This window comes from Prosthecobacter sp. (assembly GCF_044226605.1).
Classification (GTDB): Bacteria; Verrucomicrobiota; Verrucomicrobiia; order Verrucomicrobiales; family Verrucomicrobiaceae; genus Prosthecobacter.
On sequence record NZ_JBGAGS010000023.1, the window covers coordinates 66,422 to 86,637 of the forward strand.

12 protein-coding genes are annotated in these 20,216 nt (G+C 59.1%); 11 read left to right on the forward strand and 1 reads right to left on the reverse strand.

Features of this window, described 5'->3' with window-relative positions:
* Positions 1 to 10 precede the first annotated feature (10 nt).
* The 10 genes from ACILSO_RS26165 to ACILSO_RS26210 all read left to right on the forward strand — a co-directional run bounded on the left by ACILSO_RS26165 (position 11) and on the right by ACILSO_RS26210 (position 14,935).
* Positions 11 to 2,035 (forward strand): hypothetical protein, encoded by a 2,025-nt coding sequence (locus ACILSO_RS26165; RefSeq protein WP_395740431.1) that lies wholly within the window; start codon positions 11 to 13, stop codon positions 2,033 to 2,035.
* 41 nt (positions 2,036 to 2,076) lie between these two features.
* Positions 2,077 to 4,179, forward strand: a complete 2,103-nt coding sequence (locus tag ACILSO_RS26170) for a c-type cytochrome domain-containing protein (protein WP_395740432.1) — start codon at positions 2,077 to 2,079, stop codon at positions 4,177 to 4,179.
* A complete protein-coding gene (locus ACILSO_RS26175) occupies positions 4,176 to 5,021 on the forward strand; it encodes a DUF6528 family protein (RefSeq protein ID WP_395740433.1) in 846 nt (281 codons plus the stop codon). Before ACILSO_RS26170 ends, ACILSO_RS26175 begins: the two co-directional genes overlap by 4 nt.
* Positions 5,022 to 5,100: 79 nt before the next feature.
* The gene (locus ACILSO_RS26180; RefSeq protein WP_395740434.1) at positions 5,101 to 5,943 is read left to right on the forward strand and encodes an SGNH/GDSL hydrolase family protein; all 843 of its coding nucleotides are present in this window, start codon (positions 5,101 to 5,103) and stop codon (positions 5,941 to 5,943) included.
* Between the two features lie 20 nt (positions 5,944 to 5,963).
* Complete coding sequence (locus ACILSO_RS26185; protein ID WP_395740435.1) at positions 5,964 to 7,574, forward strand: exo-alpha-sialidase; 1,611 nt, start codon at positions 5,964 to 5,966, stop codon at positions 7,572 to 7,574.
* Between the two features lie 10 nt (positions 7,575 to 7,584).
* A complete protein-coding gene (locus ACILSO_RS26190; protein ID WP_395740436.1) occupies positions 7,585 to 10,035 on the forward strand; it encodes a DUF4838 domain-containing protein in 2,451 nt (816 codons plus the stop codon).
* Positions 10,036 to 10,049: 14 nt separating this feature from the next.
* Positions 10,050 to 11,549, forward strand: coding sequence for a hypothetical protein (locus ACILSO_RS26195; protein WP_395740437.1), 1,500 nt, complete (start codon positions 10,050 to 10,052; stop codon positions 11,547 to 11,549).
* A gap of 11 nt (positions 11,550 to 11,560) precedes the next feature.
* Complete coding sequence (locus tag ACILSO_RS26200) at positions 11,561 to 12,313, forward strand: polysaccharide deacetylase family protein (RefSeq protein WP_395740438.1); 753 nt, start codon at positions 11,561 to 11,563, stop codon at positions 12,311 to 12,313.
* Positions 12,314 to 12,359: 46 nt separating this feature from the next.
* The gene (locus ACILSO_RS26205) at positions 12,360 to 14,000 is read left to right on the forward strand and encodes a glycoside hydrolase family 5 protein (RefSeq protein ID WP_395740439.1); all 1,641 of its coding nucleotides are present in this window, start codon (positions 12,360 to 12,362) and stop codon (positions 13,998 to 14,000) included.
* Between the two features lie 77 nt (positions 14,001 to 14,077).
* Positions 14,078 to 14,935, forward strand: a complete 858-nt coding sequence (locus ACILSO_RS26210) for an alpha/beta hydrolase (RefSeq protein ID WP_395740440.1) — start codon at positions 14,078 to 14,080, stop codon at positions 14,933 to 14,935.
* An 18-nt stretch (positions 14,936 to 14,953) separates the two neighbouring features.
* On the opposite strand, the gene ACILSO_RS26215 is transcribed toward ACILSO_RS26210, so the two are convergent.
* Positions 14,954 to 15,931, reverse strand: a complete 978-nt coding sequence (locus ACILSO_RS26215; RefSeq protein ID WP_395740441.1) for a sugar phosphate isomerase/epimerase family protein — start codon at positions 15,929 to 15,931, stop codon at positions 14,954 to 14,956.
* A gap of 75 nt (positions 15,932 to 16,006) precedes the next feature.
* Here ACILSO_RS26215 and ACILSO_RS26220 point away from each other — a divergent pair, with 75 nt between their 5' ends.
* Entirely contained in the window at positions 16,007 to 20,149 is a 4,143-nt protein-coding gene (locus ACILSO_RS26220) for a PVC-type heme-binding CxxCH protein (RefSeq protein WP_395740442.1), read from the forward strand.
* Positions 20,150 to 20,216: the final 67 nt, after the last annotated feature.

The window sequence follows — 20,216 nt, forward strand, 5'->3', positions numbered from 1 at the left end:
GCCCGCCTGCATGCCTCGTCTCAGTCTTCATGTCGCCATTTTTCTGGCCTGCGCTGCTCCAGCGTTTTCCCAGGCCACCTTTCCGTCTCCGACGCTGACCTCCGTTTCCCCTCTCGGAGGAAAGCCTGGCGAGACTCTCGAAGTCACCCTGCGCGGTTCGGACCTGGAAGGCCCCCAGTCCGTTCTTTTCAACGACCGCTCCATCCCGGTCAAGAATCTCAAGCCGAATCTCTTCAGCATCGCACTTCCTGCTGACCTGAAGCCTGCGCTTTATGATCTTCGGTTTGTAGGGCGTTATGGAGTGTCCAATCCGCGCGTGTTTGAAATCAGCCCGATCGAGTCAGTCACATCCTCAGGAGCGAACGCCAAGTCTGACAAGGCTCAGAAGGTGGCGCTCGATTCCGCCATTCAAGGCGCCTTCAAATCCAATTCTCCTCATTGGTTTTCCTTCGAGGCGAAAAAAGGCCAGTCAATCAACGTCAGTTTTGACGGCCGCAGTTTCGACACTCGCACCGAACTTCTCGGCGTCATCACCACGAGCAGCGGCAAGGAGCTCGCCCGCATGCGTAATGGAGTCATGTCCTTTGCTCCTCCAGGTGATGGCACCTATCTCCTTCGGCTCAATGATTTGATGTATCGAACGGGTGATGATTATGCGTATCGGGTGACGCTGGGATCGAAGAAGCCGGCTTCTCCTCCCGCCTCGCCGTATGGTCCGCAGCCTGTGCCGCCCATCAGCGTCAAGATTGGCGATGTCATTCGCGATCAATTTCCGGTGCAGGGCCAGCCGCGCATTTTTGATCTCGCTTTCAAAGCAGGCGATCAGTTCATCCTCGAAGTGCATTCCCACCAGCTGGGCCATGCGACTGACCCGCATCTCGTCATCGAAAACCTCATGCCCGACGGCAAGCTCACGGCACAGGCCGAGATCGCCGACGCGCCCGCTATCACCCCCGCGCCGGACATTGCATTCGTCAACCGAGACCCTTCCTATGCTTACACGGCCAAGGCCGATGGCACTTTCCGCATTTCCATCAGCGACAGCTTCGCCACCACCCAGCCCTACGAGCTGCGCATTCTCAAAGAAGCGCCGAAGCCCCCGGCGCTCATCGCCATCAATCCCATTCTGCCCGGAGCGAAGACCAAGGGAGCGGAGCTTGGCAGTGCCAATGTCCCGCGCGGTGGCATCGCCGCTCTCGAAATCATCGTCCCCAATCGCAACTCTCTCAGCGAGCCCGTTGAACTCAAGGCTGACAAGCTCCCTGCGGGTGTCACTTGCCTCGGCGGGTTCATCGGCAAAGGCCAGTCCTTGGGTTACATCGCCTTTCAAGCCAGTGCAGACGCTCCCGCAGGCGCCAGCATCCTCGGCGGCATTCCACAGAGCCGCTTCGCGAGCTTCGGCGTGGCGGACGCCACCAAGGACAACATCCTCTACCGCACCACCGGCGCGCCTGCACTCGGTGTCAGCGTGCAGCCCACTCCTGCATCCGTGCAGACCGAAAAAACGGACATCCTCGAAGTCGCTGCAGACGGCAAACTGGAGATCGCCCTCAAAGTCACACGACAGGCAGATTTCACCGACGCCCTGAAGCTCAAAGCCCTCGGCCTCATCGACGCTGCCAAAGCTCCAGAAGCTGACATCCCCGCGAAAGCCGCAGCAGGCAAATTCACGCTGGATGTCAAAGCCCTCAAACTCGCCCCCGGCGACTACGGCTTCATCCTGCAAGGCCCGGCGAAGACGAAAGTTCGGCGTGGTGTCGAAGAACTCAACGCAGCCGAGGCCGATGCCAAGAAGGCTGGCGAAGCTCAGGCTGCCGCCAAAAAGCAGCTCGAAACTGCCAACGCCGATACCTCACCCAACAAGGCTGAGCTCGTCAAGACCGCCACTGCCGCGCTCAAAACTGCAGATGCCGCCAAGACCGCCGCCGCTGCTCTCGTCAAAGATCTCACCGCCAAATCCGCAGCCAAGGAAGCCACTTTCATCGTTTGTTCCAATCCCATCCGCATCCGCGTGAAGGAGGTCGCCAAGAAATGAGATTCATTCTCCCATTCGTCGTTTTGCAATCGTCGTTCGTCATGGCTGCGAGCCCCGCGCCCATCGATTACGACAAGCAGGTCCGCCCTTTTCTGAAGGACAACTGCATCGCCTGCCATAACAAGACCACCACCAAGGGCGGCCTCAACATGGAGACCCCCGAACTCATGGCCAAAGGCGGTGAGAGCGACCGGGGCATCATTCCGGGCAAAGGTGCGGAAAGCGTCATGTATCAGGCCGCGGCCCACACATGGGATTCCGAGATGCCGCCAAAGGGCAACAAAGTTGGTGCGGTGAACCTTACTCCGGAGCAGCTCGCGCTCTTCAAGGCGTGGATCGATCAGGGCGCAAAAGCCTCCGCCAAGCAGGAGATCGTCATCGCCTGGCAGCCTCTGCCCGCAGGCCTGCAGACCATCTATTCGGTGGCTGTGGCCCCTAGCGGCGACTATGCCGCCGCAGCGCGTGCCAATCAGATCAGCATCTATCATCTGCCCACACAGAGCCTCGTCACCAAGCTGACAGATGAATCCCTGCTCAAATCCGGACTGTACAAGCAGCCCGGGGTGGCGCATCGGGATGTGGTGCAGTCGATTGCCTTCAGCCCCGACGGCACCCATCTCGCGACCGGAAGCTTTCGCGAAGTGAAACTTTGGAAACGCAGCAACCCTGCAACTCCCGCGTTTGCGCCTTCGGCCAAATTCACCGCCACGCAGGAGGCGGACAACTCCATCAAGCTGACAGAGACTGCGGGTGGCAAGCTGATTGCCCACATCAAATCGGATCTCGCTGCCGAGCAGGCATTGGCGCAGCGCAGCCTCGCGGCCGTGCGTGCCGCGCTGGAGGTCACGTATCAAAACGAAGCCATCAAAAAAGCCGAAACCGACGCGACCGAGCAGGGCAACCGCCTGAAAAAAGCCAACGAACTGGCGGATCTCGCCAAAAAAGCGCTCGAAGAAAAGAAGAAGGACATCAAGCCCAAGGAAGACGCCAAAGCCGCTGCGGAGAAAGCAGCGAAAGAAGTCGCCGACCAGCTTGCGAAGGTGCCTCAGGAGAAGCCCGACGAAGCTTTGACGAAAAAGAACACCGAAGCGCAGGAAAAAGTCACAAAAGCTGCTTCGGATCTCAAGCTGGCCCAGGAAGCGCTTGCGCGCGCCGAATCGGCCATCACCGACACGGCCAATGAAATCAAGCTCGTCACGGAGAATGAAGCCAAGGCCAAGCAGACCGTCACAGATGCCAAAGCCCGTCTCGAAGTGGTGAAGAAGGAGGCAGAGAAAGCAAACGCAGAGCGCGATCTCGTGGCCAAGGCCCTCACGACCAGCCTCAAGAAAGCCAAGGCGCTCCAATTCTCCGCCAACGGCCTTGAACTCGTTGCTGAGCAGGACGCTGGTCCGCCTCTTGCCTGGAGCACGGTGAATGGCAAACCCATTGTGGCCGGCAGCACCAGCATCACGTGGACGCTCGAACGAAACCTCGGCACCGGCGATGGCAAATCTCAGATCTCCGACCGTGCAAATAGTCTCGCATTCTCACCCGATGGCAAAACACTCGCCATTGGCAGCGGCGAGCCTTCGCGCAGCGGCGACATCACTTTGTGGGACGTGACCACTGGAAAGCTGACGAAGGAGTATGCCGAGCGTCATCTCGACAGCATCTTCGCGCTCGACTTCTCACCCGATGGCAAACTCCTCGCCTCGGGCGGTGCCGACAAAGCCGTGCGCATCACCGACCTGAGCACCGGCAAGGTCGTCAAAGTCTTCGAAGGCCACACACACCACGTGCTTGGCGTGAGCTGGCGTGCGGACGGCCGCCTGCTGGCGAGCAGTGGCGCCGACAACGTCGTCAAAGTCTGGGACTGGACCACCGGCGACCGCCGCAAGAGCGTCGATGGCTGGGACAAGGAGGTCACCGGCGTTCATTACCTCGGTGCCGCAGACCAGATCGCCACCAGCGCGGGAGACAGCAAACTTCGCCTCATCACCAGCGACGGAGGAGAAGTGAAACAACTGGCGGGCGCCACCGCATTCCTGCAATCTCTCGCCACAACGAAGTCCGGAGATCTCATTCTTGGCGGAGATCAGGACGGCAACCTGCGTGAGTGGGATGTCACCACGGCGAAGGAGATTGCGGTCTTCAAACCATGATGCGTGGCGTCATCGCCTGCATTCTGTGCTGTGCCACTCTTCACGGTCCGGCCGCGGAGCTGGTCTGTGCGGGTGGCAATGAAGTGTTTGTGATCGACACGGATGGCGATGCCTCCCGCAAGCTTTGGCGCTGGAGTGGCGAAGACGCTGCGGATCTGCCAGTGGAGGCGCGGCGCGAGTTTAATCATCTCGACGAATGCAAGCCCCTTGAAAACGGTGCAAAGCTCCTGGTGTATGCTTCCAATGGAGGCTGCGCTTTGATCGAGCGTGCGACGAACCGCCTGCTCTGGCGCGCACGGGCACGCAATGCCCACTCCCTCGCACTGCTGCCGCACGACCGCATCGTCGCCGCCAGTTCGCTCAGCGGCGATCATCTGGAAGTATTCAACCTGTCCGGTTCCGCAGTTCCAGTTTTCAAGACTCCGCTGCATTCCGCGCATGGTCTTGTCTGGGACGAAAAACGCCAGTGTCTCTGGGCGCTGGGATTTGACGAGCTGCGCGCCTACACGCTCGAAGCATGGGACAGCGAACAGCCAGTGCTAAAGCTCAAAAGCTCGCACCCTTTGCCGGACATGGACGGCCACGATCTGCGTCCGGTGCCCGATACGAATAACCTGATCATCACCACTGAGAAAACCGTGCAGTTGTTTGATCGTGAAAGCGCCAGCTTCAAGCCGCATGCGCTCCTTGGCAAAGAGGCCGGAATCAAATCGGTCGATGTGCATCCTGTCACAGGTCGCATCGTCATCAGTTCCTGGGGGCCGGCGATCCGGCTGCTGGAGCCTTCTGGAACCATTCATTTCGAAAGTGCCCGGCCCTACAAGGTCCGCTGGCTGCGCTGATTGCGGGCGTGTTGCACGAAAGGATGTGTCCGGCTGTTCGTTTGCCTGTCACGTTCTTTCCACCCAACCCAATCAACCCATGAAATTTCATTCCTCCCTTCGTCTTTGCTCTCTTGCTGTCGCCCTGGCTCTGCCACATCTGGCCAAGGCAGAAATCGCCGTGAAAAGCGGCGAGAAGATTGCCTTTCTCGGCGATTCCATCACTGTGGGCGGCTGGGGCAATCCCGCAGGCTACGTGCGCCTTGTCATCGCCGGACTGGAGGCAAACGGCGTCAAGGCCGAGGCCGTTCCGGCAGGCATCAGCGGACACAAATCCGACCAAATGCTGGCGCGCCTGGACAAGGACGTGCTGAGTAAAAAGCCACAATGGATGACGCTGAGCTGCGGCGTGAACGATGTCTGGCATGGTCCTCGTGGCGTTCCTTTGGACGATGCGATGGCAAAGAGTGGAACCTACGATGACAAGGTCTCCACCCGCGGCACCTACAAGAAAAACATCACCGCCATCATCGACCAGGCGCAGGCTGCTGGTGTGAAGCCGGTCATGCTCACCGCCACCGTGATCCATGAGAATCTCGACAGCAAAGAAAACGGCCTGCTTGCTCCTTATAATGCCTTCCTCCGTGAACTCGCGAAGGAGAAGAAAATCCCGCTGGCAGATCTGAACGCCATGTTTCAGGAACGCATCAAAACCGAGAACAAGCCAGGAGTCAAAGTGCTCACCAGCGACGGTGTCCACATGAATGTGGAAGGCAACAAACTCATGGCCATCGGAGTGCTCCAGGCGCTCGGCCTCAATGCCGCCGAACTCGACAAAGCAAAGGCCGCATGGCCTGCGCTCGAATCTGCGGCCGTCGAGGCCGCGAAGAAAGCCGCCGAGGCTAAAGCCAAAGCAGCGGCGGAAAAGGCCGGTAAAAAATGATCGGAATTATTCATCCGATCATGAAATACATTCTCATCTCTTGTGCCGCTGTCATGTTCAGCGGCCCCCTTGGTGCTGCCGATGGCATTACCTGGCTCGTTCAGTACGACGGCAAAGCCTTGCCGGACTCGACCTGGACCACGGTCGGAACGGTGAATGCCAAGGTCGAGGCCGAAGGGCTTCGCCTCGTGGATGATGGCAAGGATTTCGGGCATTTTCGTGCGCCTTGGAAAGCCAGCCCCGGAGATGAAATCATCGTCGAGGCCACCGTGAAAACCGGTGCGATCACCGGCTCGCAGGCCAAGAAGCCTGCCACGTCGCTCTGGCCCTGGCGCGATGGCGCGCCGGTGATGGTCCAGGTCAGCGATGGCAGGCATCAGGAGGGGCTCGTTCTCTTTCCTGCGCAGGCCACGAGCTTCACGGACCGCTTCATACCCATGGACACGGCGGGCCAGTTTCACACCTACCGTCTTGTCATTCATGAGACGGACATGAGCATGTGGGTGGACGGTGTGCAGAAAGTGGCCGGTCAAAACGCCTTCTGGAAGCCAGCGGATTCACCGCAGCCATTCATCCAGTTTGGGTCCAGCGCCAAGACTGCCACCGGTGAGGCTGTCTGGTCCTCGGTGAAACTTGGCGTGCGCAAAGCCGCAGCACCCCTGCCGCCTGATCCGGTTCAGCTTGCCGTTGGCGAGTCCTGGCTCATCCCGAGGGAAGACGTAAAGCAGACACGCCCCTATCTGTATGACATGGGCAAAGGTCTGCTCCTCACAAGCGTCGCCCAGGGGCCGGATGCCTTCTATGAACCCTACGGCTTGCTCAAATCAACCGACGCTGGCAAAACCTGGACTCCTATTCCCGGGCTCGACAAGATCGACACCACGCCACTGCCCTGCCTGCGGCGGCCGGATGGCAGCATCCTCGGCATATCACGCTGGACGCGTACCCAGCCGGACGGCCGGGTCATGGGCAAAACCGTGCGGCTGAACGAAGATGCCACAAGCTTCACGATGACGGACAACGAGATCATCCTGCCAAAGCAATACGCCAACGAGTCCAAGAACGACCAGATCATCTGCGAACGCCACATCTGGAACGACGACGATGGAGGCATCACCATGGTGGTATGGAGCCGTAAGATGGTGAAGCTGCCAACCGGTCGCAACAGCACCGAGCGCTGGTCCCATCTCCTGCGCAGCACTGACGAAGGCAGGACTTGGAATCATTTTTCCGTGGTGGGTCCGGGAGGAGAGCCTGCCGTCGTGCGCCTCAGCGCCACCGAGCAGACGGCTGTCATACGAGGAGACCGCAACTCTCTCATGAGACAGATGTTCTCTCATGATGCTGGCAAAACCTGGAGCGCGCCCGTTGATCTCGAAGTCGGCAAAGTGCTGCCCGATCTCGTTTTGATGAGCAATGGCATTCTCGCATGCAGCTACGGTCGTCCCGCAAGCTGCCTGATGTTCAGCCTGGACGGCGGAAAGACCTGGCCCTCACATCATGTGATCTCAGAGAAGACAGGTTTCAATTACACCAGCATCCGCGAGATCAGCCCTGGCCGCCTGCTTTACCTCCACGATGCGCCTAAATTCAGTGGTCTCTTCGTCGACGTGAAGCCCGTCAAACCTTGACGCGACTCCTATGAAGCCCCTTCCGGTTCTCTTCCTCCTTGTTCTTTCTGCCGTGCCTGCAGCCGGCGCTTTCCTGGTTCAAGATGGCCAGGCGAAGGCTGAGATTGTCATTTCAGAAAAGCCTGCGCGAATGACGAAGCTTGCCGCGAAGGAACTGCAGGCCTACGTGGAAAAAATCAGTGGTGCGAGGCTGGAGATTGTTACTCAGCCACACGCTGGCAAAACACCGGTCTACGTCGGCAAAAGCCATTTTACGGAAGATCTAAAACTCAGTGCCGAGGGCCTGAAGGATGGCGCCTTCCTCATGGCCGCCGGGGCATCATGGCTCGCCCTTCTCGGTCCTGATGAGGATTTCGTTCCCATCGAGCCATGGGGGCGCAATCGCAGCGTGGGCGAGACGACGCGTGTGAACGCGGAGTTCGACAAGATTACCGGAGACACCTTTTGGAATCACCATCGGGATGTGCATGCCCGCTATCACAAGGACCTGGATGTATGGGACTACGACGACGCAGGCACTTTGAATGCTGTGTACGAATTCCTGCGCAGCCTTGGAGTGCGCTGGTATGCACCCGGAGATCTGGGCGAGGTGGTCCCTTCGATGAAAAGCATCCCGCAGCCAGAGGTGAACAAAACCGTTGTTCCAGACTTCGGCATGCGCCGTTTCACCTTTTATACGGACCATACTGGCATCGGCGACAAGGCCATCTGGTGTTTTCGTCTCGGGCTCAACAACGGCCACAAGATCGGCGGCATCACCCAGATCTGCCATGGCGCAAAGTTCGTCCTCATGCGAGACGAGATGAAGCAGGCACATCCGGAAATGTATCTGCTGACCGGCGGCAGGCGCGATACCACCACCAAAGGCAGCGGTTATCCCGATCTCACCTCGGCGGTGTTTTTCGAAAAGCATCTCAAATATGCACGCGCCATGTTTGATCACTTCAAGGAGCCCATGCTGAGCATAGATCTCGTGGATGGCTATGGTGGGATGACTTCTGATGATCCGAAATGGATGGCGCAGCTCACCCCGGAACGTGGCTGGTCCGGCAGCATGTCAGACCATGTCTTTGGTTACCTGAACCGGCTTGCTCTGGAATTGAACAAATCTCACCCGGATCGCCTCGTCAGTGGCCTCGCCTACAGCGCCTACAAGCTCCCTCCGGAAAAGATTGAAAAAATGAGCCCCAACTTTGTGCTCATCGAAACACGCCAGCGCCAGAGCTTCTGGGATGAAGCGAAACACAAGGAGCACCAGGACATGCGCGCCGCCTGGACGAAAAAACTCGCGCCAGACCGCTACCTCACCTGGGACTACAGCATCAATGCACGTCCCGAGCAAGCGGGGCGGCCTGTGTATTACACGCACCAGATCTCGCGTGACCTCCGCGAGCTGAAAGGACATACCCTCGGCGAGATGATCGAGATCTACGACCATCCTGCCGGCAGGGAGTCCACGTTCGGCTATGACCCCTTCGCCATCGAGCATCTCAATCTCTACATCACCTCGCGCCTTTGGTGGGACGCCAGCCAGGACGTCGATGCTCTCGTCTCGGAATATCTGAACGCTTACTACGGTCCCGCAGCCGCAGCCATGCAAGCCTTCATTCAGTACTCCGAGGCGAATTGGATGCACATGGGGCAGGACGCCGGGAAAATCGGCACGGCGCTGGCTCTTTTCGCCAAGGCTCAGGACTCCGTGGATCCGCAATGCGCCCCTGGCCGGCGGCTGCAAAAAATAGCCGACATCATGAAACCGTTGAAGGCCTTGCAGCAGCAGCTCAGCCGCAAGCGCGAGACCGACGCCGACTATCGCGTCCTGGAGGCGCACCAGACCGGTGGAAAGCCCCTCACCAGCAGGCCTTTCGATGGTCAGGTCCTCAAGGACTACTGGACCGAGGCGCGTTCCGCCGCTCTGACAAAGCTCTCCCCCGCCGCTCCACATCCGAAGGCCTTCACCCACTTCCAAATTCAGCGTCAGGACAGCATCCTCCATGTCGGCATCATCTGCCAGGAGCCCGACATGCCCGGCATGAATATTGCAACGACCGCTTCCGATGATCCCAAACTGCTGGAAGGCGATCACGTCACGCTGCTCATCGAGTCGCAGTCCCGCAATTACTATGAAATCGCCATCAATCCCGCCGGGGCGATCTTGGAAATCGACCACGCCAATGGTGGCAAAGGAGTGAACTGGGCCTCCGGTGCGCAATGTGCCGTCCATCGCGGGGACAAGCTCTGGAGCATCGAACTGCGTCTTCCGATCATTGGCGAAGGCGCCTTTGCTCTGGATCCACTCAAAGGCATCGATGGTGCCCAGCCGAAAAGTCTCTTTCCCTGGCACTTCAACCTGTGCCGTCAGCGTGTGCGCGGCGGCACCGTTGAACGCACCGCCTACGTTCCCACCGGCAAAGACACCTTCTACGTCCCAGAAAAGTTCGCGAAGATGTGGGGCAAGTAAAACATCCCAAGACAATGAGCAGCCGGCATCTCAAGCTCCTCACTCTCCTTGTGTCGGTCAGCCAGGCCTTTGCTGCTGATACGGTGACGGACATCGGAGACCGCCTGGAAATTTTCGTGGACCGCGCCCTCATCGACACCATGGAGGGCACGGCTCTTCAGCTGGCTCAGCCGAGGCCCGAGGAGATCAGCATGACGTTTGATTATCCTTGGGAGGGAAATTTCTCCGCCGCATACATGACCGTCATCAAGGACGGCGGCACCTACCGCCTTTACTATCGCGGTGGCACCAAGACAGAAACCGGCATTCTCAAACCCGGCACTGAAGTGACCTGTTATGCGGAAAGCACGGACGGGAAAACATGGGTGAAGCCAAAGCTGGGCCTCGTCCCGTTTGAAGGCAGTACTGAGAACAATATCATTCTCGGGCCCACTCCGCGCCGGACTTCGGTCAATTTTACCGCCATGCTTGATGACCGTCCCGGTATTCCTGCAGAGGAGCGCTACAAAGGCGTTGGCGCTGGCACCGGACGCGAAGAAGGCCTCCTTCGTTTTGTTTCGCCCGATGGCATCCATTGGAAAAGCTATTCGGACGAAATCATCTTCGACGGCTACAAGCTGGATTCCCTCAATGTCTTGAGCTGGCTTCCGGCGCAGCAATGCTACGCCATCTACATGCGCGCCTGGAGCGAGGGCGGCACTCCCGGACATCCCAAGCCGAGGGAGGCCTATCGAACCATCGCCCGTGCAGTTTCCAAAGATTTTAAAACCTGGTCGGAACCGGTGCGCATGCAGTTCAGCAGCGAGGAAAAAGTGCGCAATCTCTACTCCAATGCCACGATGCCGTACTTCCGCGCTCCGCACATCCAGATCTCAATGCCACACCGCATGATCAGCGAGGAAGTGGTGCCGCGTGCGGAGCTTGAGGCTTATAAAACTGAGACTCGTGCCATCGCCAATTCAATCGGAGACGTCATGCTCATGTCCTCACGTGATGGCACGACCTACGACCGCACCTTCATGGAGGCTTTTGTGCGTCCCGGCATGGAGCGCGGCGCGTGGCATGCCCGCAGCTTGTTTGCCTCCATGGGCATCGTCCCCACCGGCGCTGCGGAGATGTCATTTTATGTCTCGACGAACTACGCCATTCCATCGCACCAGATCCGGCGGTACTCCCTGCGCACCGATGGTTTCGCTTCTGTCCATGCTGGGTACAGTGCTGGTATCATGACGACGAAGCCTCTACGTTTCAGTGGTGAAAAACTTGTCCTCAACTATTGGACCTCCGCTGCAGGCCGTATCCAGGTGGAACTTCTCGAGGAATCCGGAAGACCCATCCCAGGGTATGCCGCTGGCGACTGCGATAAAATCATTGGCAACGAGATCAGCCGCACGGTGACGTGGAAGGAGAATTCCAGTCTCCGTGAACTCGCCGGCAGGCCAGTGCGCCTGCGTTTCCGCATCACGGACGCCGATCTTTATTCCCTGCGCTTCGAGCAGTCAAAAGTCCCCTGAACCTCCATCCCATGAAATCGCTCTTTCCATTTACCCTGCTCTGTATTGCCATGGTTCTCGTCTGGCGCACCCAGGCCGTTGAACCTTCTCCTGAACGCATTGTCGTCCTCACCTTTGACGACTCCGTGGCCAGCCACGCCACCTTTGTGGGGCCGCTGCTCAAGAAACAGGGATTTGGCGCCACCTTCTTCATCACTGAAGGCTTTGAGTTCCTTGTGGACAAGGAGCACTACATGACGTGGGAGCAGATCCAGGCTCTGAATGCGGATGGTTTTGAAATTGGCAACCATACTCGCAGACACGCAGGTGTGGCAAAACAGAAGCCGGAGCAGCTCGCGGCGGATGTCGAATACATCGAGCAGCAGTGTTTGAAATTTGGCATCCCGAAGCCGGTCAGCTTCTGTTATCCAGGCTATCAGACCAGCGAGCCGGCGGTGAAACTCCTGCGCGAGCGCGGCTACCAGTTTGCCCGTGCGGGAGGCGCGCAGGCCTATGACCCGTCCAAGGATGATCCTCTCGTCTTGCCCCAGGCCTTCGATGGCAAACCGGACAGCACGCTGGAGCAGTTCAAGGCGGCGGTGGCTCAGGCAAAGGATGGCAGGATCGCCGTCATGACCTTTCACGGCGTGCCCGACATCAAACACCCCTGGGTGAACACAGAACCCGCAAAATTTGAAAGCTACATGCAACACCTCAAGGATGAAGGCTGCACCGTGATCGCTCTCAGAGATGTGGCGAAGCACGTGAAGCTCAGGCAGCCGTGAAAGCAGATGGCGCGGAAACTTCTTTGGGCAACTATACGCGCCCGCCATGATGACACGCCTGCTCCTCCTTCTCTTCGCTGCTTTTCTAACTCCGGCGCAGGCCCTGGCGCAGGCGGGCCGCGCCAGTCTGCTGGAGAATGGCAGCTTTGAGACCGCTACCAGCACAGGATTCCCGGCACGCTGGCCGGTGAATGAAAACATCACCTGGGAGCAGGAGGGCAGTAACCACTTTCTACGGCTGAAAAGTCCGCGCCCGGGTGCAAACGTCACGGCCTTCCGCCATGTGGCGCTGCCGCCAGAGGTGAAGGCTCTCGAGCTTGGCTACAAGGTGCGCCATGAAGGAATCAAGCGCGGCAGGAAGGCGTGGTTCGACGGCCGCATCATTCTGAACTTCAAAGGCGCGTCCATGGAGGTGGTGAATCCATCCCCAAAAGCTCCCACGTTCACGGGCACCTCCAAAGAATGGAAAACCAAAGTGCAGCAGTTCCGCGTGCCCGAAGGCGCGGTCACGCTGGAGCTCTTGTTCACCCTGTTTGAAGCGGATGGCGGCCAGCTCGACTTCGATGACATCACCCTTACCCCCATTTCCGCAAGCATCATGGATGCCGCTGAGTCCGAAGCCGCGGCGAAGGATGCGGCACGCATCGCCGCGCTGCCAAAGCCCAAGCCTCAGGTGCCGGCCGCTCTGCCTGACCAGCTTCCGCCACCGCTGCATGTGGCGGGAAACCAGCTGCAGACACCCGAGGGCAGGTCCGTCTGGCTGCAGGGGCTCGCACTGCCCAGCATGGAATGGTCGGCAGGAGGGGAAAACATTCTCAAGTCCATCGAAGTGGGACTCACAGGGTGGAGGGCCAATTGCATCCGCCTCTGCCTGCGCGAGCACTTCTGGGCAGGGAAGGGACCCTATCAAAACGATGGCGGCATGCGCTATCGCCAGCTTGTAGAGGATGCGGTCAATGCCTGCGCGGCCAAAGGCGCGTACATGGTGCTCGATCTTCATGACTACCGCGCGCCCCGTGAGAAGCACGCAGAGTTCTGGCAGGACGTGGCGAAAAAATACAAGGACCATCCCGCCGTCATCTTTGAACTGCTCAATGAACCGCATGACATCCCATGGAAGGTCTGGCGCGATGGCGGTCCCGTCACTGACAAAAAGAAAAGCGCCGATGTCGCCGCGCAAAACAGCCAGGCTCTCGTCAGCTTCCAGTCCATCGGCATGCAAAAGCTCGTGGATGTCATCCGCGAGACCGGCGCGAAGAATCTCATCATCGCCGGAGGCCTTGACTGGGGCTATGACCTCGGTGGCATTTTGGAAGGCTTCGCTCTCGAAGACCGTGGCGGAAATGGCATCATGTATTCCAGCCACGTCTATCCCTGGAAAAGCGACTGGCAGGGCAAGTTTCTGAACGCCGCCGCCAAATATCCCATCTTCATTGGCGAGGTGGGAGCGGACACGCAGCGCATGGACTTCCTCCCGCCCGAGCGCCAGGAAAACCCCGCCACATGGGTGCCTGACATGCTCGGCATCATTCAGAAACATCATCTTCACTGGACCGCCTGGTGCTTCCACCCGAAGGCCACGCCGCGCGTTCTTCTTGACTGGGACTACACCCCCACACCCTTTTGGGGCGCTTTTGTGAAGCAGGCGCTTTCAGGCACTTCTTTTGAAACGAAGCGCCTGCGCTGAGAAAATGGCTGTGTTCTTTCGCCGTCCATGCGGTTGAAGCTATAAAAGCCTTCGGCTGCTGCGTTTGAAGAGCAGCCATGAAACTTATCCTTTTGTCTCTCCTTGCCTTTGCCTCCGCCGCATTTGCCCAGAATGTAAAGTCGGGCATCCCTTATGCGGAGGACGGCCATGCCCGGCATGTTCTGGATGTTTACGCTCCAGAAAACGCCAAAAATCTTCCCGTCGTCTTCTGGATCCATGGCGGCGGCTGGCAGCAGGGAGACAAGACAGATGTGAAGCTCAAGCCGCAGTGGTTCATGGACAAAGGCTTTGTGTTTGTCTCCACAAACTACCGCCTTTTGCCTGAAGTGGACATGGGCACGCTCACACGGGATGTCGCCAAAGCTTTTGGCTGGATGGAGAAGCACATCGCTGAATATGGTGGCGATCCCAAGCGGGTGCTGGTGGGAGGTCATTCCGCCGGAGCAGAACTGGCCGCGCTGATCTGCACGGATGACCGTTACCTGAAAGCGGAGGGGGCCACTTTCGACTGCCTCATCGGCTGCGTGCCCGTGGATGGAGACACCTATGACGTGCCTGCCATCATTGAAACTGCGGAGACTCGTCTGCGAGTGCACCATCTGCCGCCACGGGTAAATGGCCACCGCGAAAAGTTTGGCGGCACTCCGGAAAAGCACATCGACTTCTCGGCCGTCACGCATGTGGCGAAGGGCAAAGGCATCCCGCCCTTCCTCATCCTCCATGTGGCTGCTCATCCAGATACCAGCGCTCAGGCGGCACGCCTTGGCAATTCGTTGAAGGAGGCCGGAGTTCCGACCACTGTTTTTGGCGCCAAGGACACCAGCCACGTGAAGCTCAACGACGATCTCGGCCTGTCCGATGACCCAGCCACTCAGGCACTGGCCAGGTTCATTGGCCAGATCCTGAAGCCGTGATTCATCAGCTGGTGCAAGTCACACGCCTTCGATGATCTTGTTCAGCCGGTCGTTGAACTCCGGCAGCGGCAGGCCGCCGTCTTCCAGGGTGATCCAGCCGTTGTAACCCACATCATCCAGCGCCTGGCGCATCTTTGGCCAGTCGATGCTGCCATCGCGCGGGTGCACAAATTTCCCGCTGTGGTTGTCCGGGGCGAGTGCGTAATCCTTGATGTGGATCTTCTTGATGAGGCCGCCAAGCGTGTGAATCCAGTCATGCACGGGCACCAGGTATTTCACGTGGTTGCCCACGTCATAATACGCCTTCACAAACGGGTGGTTGAAGGACGCGACAAAGTTCTTGTACAGGTCCGGGCGCACCCATAGATTGTTCCAGACGTTTTCGAGTCCGATGATGACATTCAGTTTCTCCGCCAGCGGAATAAGCTTCGTCACCTGTTCCTTCGAACCGTCCGTGGACTTGTTTTGCAGCCCGATGTATCGCGCAAACGGGGTGTTGTCACCCTTCACCACCCGGCTCACGTGGCCGGTCTTTTCATCAAACTCGATGTCAAAATCCCACGGGTCCGGCATCTTCACCGTCGGCCCGCCCACACGGCAGGGCACCAGCAGGATCGTCTCTGCACCCAGCCAGTTTGCCGTGCGCAGCGCCTTTTCCGTCACCGCATAGCTCGCCGCCACCTGTCCTGGATCATCGCTGTTGAACTCCGCCCAGCCCCGCAGCACGGAGTGGACTTTCAAACCCATGCTTTCGACGAGTTCGCGCGCCTTTTTGGCCTCCGTTTCTTCATCAAAGAGATGGGAGACTTCCACCCCATCAAATCCCGCCTCCTTAAGTTCGCGAAGCGCCGTCTCCTCCGGCTTGCCGATGATCTTGGCCTTCTTGATCACCGTCTTGAAGGTCGCCGCGTTCGTGGATGAAAAGAGCGACAGGGAAGCTGCGCCTGCACTGACGAGGAATTGACGACGGGAGGGAGTGTGGACGGTGGGTTTCATCGGGAAGCCAAACGCTTCTCGCTCGCAACATGTTGCTGTGTATGGACGATTGCCTTCGTGGCATTAAGTCTTCCCATGAAATCTCTCTGCGCTTTTCTGCTTTCCGCTGCGTCACTCGCCGCCGCCGACTCCATCTTCGATGGCCGGACGCTCGCGCACTGGTCCGGCAAAGCCGAGCATTGGCGCGTGGAGGACGGCGCCATCACGGGCGAAATCCCGGAAAATCAGCAGCTCAAGAGCAATGAATGGATCTTCTGGGATGGCGAAGTTCACGACTTCGATCTCACCGTCGAATTCCGCATCACGGGCGGTCCTGGTGCGAATTCGGGCATCCAATACCGCTGCCAGCAGAGTCCAGACGGCCATGCCAGCGGCTATCAGGCGGATCTTGATCAGGGGGCCGTCTGGCTCGGCCGTATTTACGATGAGCATGGCCGTGCGTTGCTCGTCGAGCGCGGCTCACGCGTGAGCATCGCGCCGGACGGCCGCCGCTGGGCCGATGTTTTCGCGGAGCCCAGGAGTCTCGCCAGCGTCATCAAAGCTGGCGACTGGAACAAATACCAGATCACCGCCACCGCTTCGCACGTGGAGGTCCGCGTCAATGATGTGCTCATGAGCGTGCTCGACGATCACGAGGCCAAAGCCGCCGAATGGAGCGGCAAGATCGCATTCCAGCTCCATAGCGGCCCCGGACCTGCAAAAATTCAATTCCGCAACATCCAGCTCACCCACCTCGGCAAAACCGCCCTGCCGCAAAGAAGTGATGCGGGCACTCCTGCCCGCAATCTTCCCATTGCCGACGTCCTCTCCATCCCACCACCCGCCGAACTCAACCTCGGCTTCGAAACCGGCACCCTCTCCGGCTGGAAGGCCGAAGGCGATGCCTGGGACAAGCAGCCAATCGAAGGCGACACCGTCGCCATCCGCAAACGCGGCAATTCCCAGCACGCCGGCAAATTCTGGCTCGGCGGCTACGAGCGCCTCGGCGACAAAGGCACCGGCACTCTCACCTCCACCAGCTTTGTTGCGTCTCATCCTTGGGCCAGCTTCCTCATCGGCGCAGCCGCCGATGCGAAGACCGAGCGCGTCGAAATCGTCGAAGAAGCCACCGGCAAAATCATCCAGAGCAGCAGTGCCGCGCAGCAGGAAAACATGAAGCGCGTGGCCGTGAATCTGGAAAGCGTTGTCGGCAGATCTGTCTTCATCCGCATCATCGACCAGTCCAAAGCCGGCTGGGGCCATGTGAACTTTGACGACTTCGTCTTTCACGCTCAAAAGCCCACCTTCGCCGTGGCTTCCTTCAGCGTCAGCGCAGACCGCACCAAGCGCGGCGATGAAAGCCCCGTCCTCTGGCACCTGCTCCCCAATCCCGCCAAACCCACGAGCATCAAAAACGACGCCGCACAAAAACTCGTCGCTGGTATGAAATTGCAGGAAGGCTTCCAGGTTGAGCTTGTCGCCGCAGAGCCGGACGTTCGCCAGCCCATCGCCTTCTGCTTCGATGAGCGCGGCCGCATGTGGGTGGCCGAAGCCTTCAGCTATCCCAACCGCCAGCCGGAAGGGCAGGGGAAGGACCGCATCAGCATCTTCGAAGACAGCGATGGCGACGGCTCCTTCGAAACCAAGAAAATCTTCTGCGAAGGCCTGAACCTCGTCAGCGGCATCGAAGTCGGCTTCGGCGGCGTCTGGATCGGCGCGGCTCCTTATCTGCTCTTCATCCCCAAGGACGCTAACGATACAGTCGGCAAACCACAAATCCTCCTCGACGGCTGGGGCTATCAAGACACCCACGAAACACTCAACAGCTTCACCTGGGGCCCTGACGGCTGGCTCTACGGCAATCAGGGCGTCTTCACCCAGTCCCTCATCGGCAAGCCCGGCACTCCCGATGACCAGCGTACCACGCTCAATGCAGGCGTCTGGCGCTACCACCCCGTCCGCCACGTCTTCGAAATCTTCTGTCACGGCGGCAGCAACCAATGGGGCCTCGACTACAACAGCAACGGCCACTTTTTCATGACCCACTGCCGCAGCTTCTGGGGCAAAGGCGGCACCACCCATGCCATCCGCAACGGCCACTTCTGGAACCAGGCGAATAGCAAATACGCCCCCTTCATCTCCGCCACCGCTCCCGACTTTGCCCCCGATCTGCAAAACTATCTCCCCGCTTCTGCGCGCTACGATAGCGGCGAAGGCGGCGCGGGCAAGCCCGGCACCACCGCCGTCTATGGCGGCCACTCCCACGTCGGCACCATGATCTACAACGGCGACAACTGGCCCGCCATCTACCGTGACCACCTCTTCACCCACAACCTCCACGGCCATCAGATCAATCAGCAGCACATGGTCCGTACCGGCAGCGGTTACGAAACCTTCCACGCCGGTTACGATCTCCTCTACAGCCCCGCTCCTGACTACATCCCAGTCGATCTCCAGACCGGTCCCGACGGTGCCGTCTATGTCATCGACTGGACCGACACCCAGCACTGCCACAACCCCGAAGACGAAAAATGGGACCGCACCAACGGCCGCATCTACCGCATCTCATGGAAGGAGACTTACAAGCCGGTGAAGGTGAATCTGGACAAGATGAGAGCCCATCAGCTTGTAGAATTGCAGCTGACCGGCACAGATTGGGAGGCGCGGATGGCACGTAAAAAACTGCAGGAAATACAAGATGCAGATGTGTCAAAAATTTATGGTCTGGAAAACAAGGGGGATATGGTTTGGCTACGCGCGTTATGGACGCTCGCATCTCAGAGCCGATTTGAAGTCCCTATAGCACAGCAAAGCGCAGAGCATCCGAACGACATCGTCCGCTCCTGGGCCATCCAACTCGCCACCGAAGACCCCGGCAAACCCAAGCTCACCTCCGCCACTCTCCTCAATCTCGCCCAAACCGACCCCTCACCCACCGTCCGCCTCGCCCTCGCTTCAGCACTGCCAAACCTCGACACCAAAACCGTCTGGGAAGTCGCCTCCGCACTCGCCATGCACGGCGAAGACAAAGACGACCGCTTCCTCCCCAAGATGATCTGGTTCGGCCTCGGTCGTGTCATTGCTGAGGACTGGCCTCGCGGCCTCGCACTCGCCGCCAAAACACCTCTCCCATCTCTCGCCGACTCCATCCGCTGGTTCGCCGCCACCAGTCCCGCCGGTCGCGAGGCCTTGATCCCCACCATCCAAACCGAGCGCGATCTCAAAATCCTCGCCTTCGGCATGAAGGACGAAGCCAAGGCCGCCATGCCCAAAGCCTGGCCCCAGCTGCAAGCCAAGTTCCCCGGCGCCACCTCCGATCAACTCTCCGCCCTCTTTGGAGACAAAGCCGTGCTCGCCAAAATGCGCGCCATGCTGGCCGATGCATCCCAGCCGCTCCCACAGCGTCGCACTGCCTTCGATCTCCTCAAACGTGTTAACGACACGGAAGCCACCCCCATCTTCGCCAAACTCCTCGACCAGCCCGACTTCACCAGCGTCGTCATTCCGCTGCTCTCACGCTCCACCGATTCCGCCACGGCCATCGCTCTCATAAACCGTTTCGCCAAACTCAACGACACCGACCGCAGCGCCGCCCTCGGCACCCTCACCAGCCGTGCCGAACTCGCCCTGCCACTCCTCGCCGCCGTGAAGTCTGGCACCTTCGAAAAGAAGCACCTCAGCTCGCTTCAAATCCGCCAGATGCGCAATCTGAACAACGCCGAGATCAACACCCTCCTCGACACCACTTGGGGCAAAGTGAACGAATCAACTGAAGCCGCCAAAGCCAGCATCGCCAAACTCAGGAAAGCGTATCAGTCCGCGCCTCTCTGGGCCTTCAATGCCAAGTCAGGCGAGGAAACCTTCAAGCAAGTCTGCGCCGTCTGCCACGCGATGGGCGGCGTCGGCGGCAAGCTCGGCCCCGACCTCGCCGGCTCCTGGCGCAACGGCCTGGACTACTTCCTCGAAAACATCATCGATCCCAACGCAGTCGTCGGAGACAACTTCCAGCTTCACGTCCTCACCAAGAAAGACGGCAGCGTCATCTCCGGCGTCATCGAGCAGGAAACCGAAACCGCCATCACCGCCCGCACCGTCACCGAATCCCTCATCATCTCCAAGGCCGACCTCAAAAGCCGCCAGAAAATGCCCGTCTCCCTCATGCCCCCCGGCCTCCTTGAATCCATGCCCGAGCGCAAGGCGCTGGAGTTGCTCAAATATCTGCTGAGCAAGCGGGAGTAAGCGCTCGGCCAAAGCCCCCCGCTTCCTCCGAAGCGCATCCAGGTTATTTCCAGCACTCAACTGGCAT

What these genes read in the sequence shown, in the direction of transcription:
- ACILSO_RS26220 (WP_395740442.1), top strand. Translation starts at nt 16,007, where the DNA reads ATGAAATCTCTCTGCGCTTTTCTGCTTTCCGCTGCGTCACTCGCCGCC.
- ACILSO_RS26165 (WP_395740431.1), top strand. Translation starts at nt 11, where the DNA reads ATGCCTCGTCTCAGTCTTCATGTCGCCATTTTTCTGGCCTGCGCTGCT.
- ACILSO_RS26170 (WP_395740432.1), top strand. Translation starts at nt 2,077, where the DNA reads ATGGCTGCGAGCCCCGCGCCCATCGATTACGACAAGCAGGTCCGCCCT.
- ACILSO_RS26215 (WP_395740441.1), bottom strand. Translation starts at nt 15,931, where the DNA reads ATGAAACCCACCGTCCACACTCCCTCCCGTCGTCAATTCCTCGTCAGT.
- ACILSO_RS26205 (WP_395740439.1), top strand. Translation starts at nt 12,360, where the DNA reads ATGATGACACGCCTGCTCCTCCTTCTCTTCGCTGCTTTTCTAACTCCG.
- ACILSO_RS26185 (WP_395740435.1), top strand. Translation starts at nt 5,964, where the DNA reads ATGAAATACATTCTCATCTCTTGTGCCGCTGTCATGTTCAGCGGCCCC.
- ACILSO_RS26195 (WP_395740437.1), top strand. Translation starts at nt 10,050, where the DNA reads ATGAGCAGCCGGCATCTCAAGCTCCTCACTCTCCTTGTGTCGGTCAGC.
- ACILSO_RS26190 (WP_395740436.1), top strand. Translation starts at nt 7,585, where the DNA reads ATGAAGCCCCTTCCGGTTCTCTTCCTCCTTGTTCTTTCTGCCGTGCCT.
- ACILSO_RS26210 (WP_395740440.1), top strand. Translation starts at nt 14,078, where the DNA reads ATGAAACTTATCCTTTTGTCTCTCCTTGCCTTTGCCTCCGCCGCATTT.
- ACILSO_RS26175 (WP_395740433.1), top strand. Translation starts at nt 4,176, where the DNA reads ATGATGCGTGGCGTCATCGCCTGCATTCTGTGCTGTGCCACTCTTCAC.
- ACILSO_RS26200 (WP_395740438.1), top strand. Translation starts at nt 11,561, where the DNA reads ATGAAATCGCTCTTTCCATTTACCCTGCTCTGTATTGCCATGGTTCTC.
- ACILSO_RS26180 (WP_395740434.1), top strand. Translation starts at nt 5,101, where the DNA reads ATGAAATTTCATTCCTCCCTTCGTCTTTGCTCTCTTGCTGTCGCCCTG.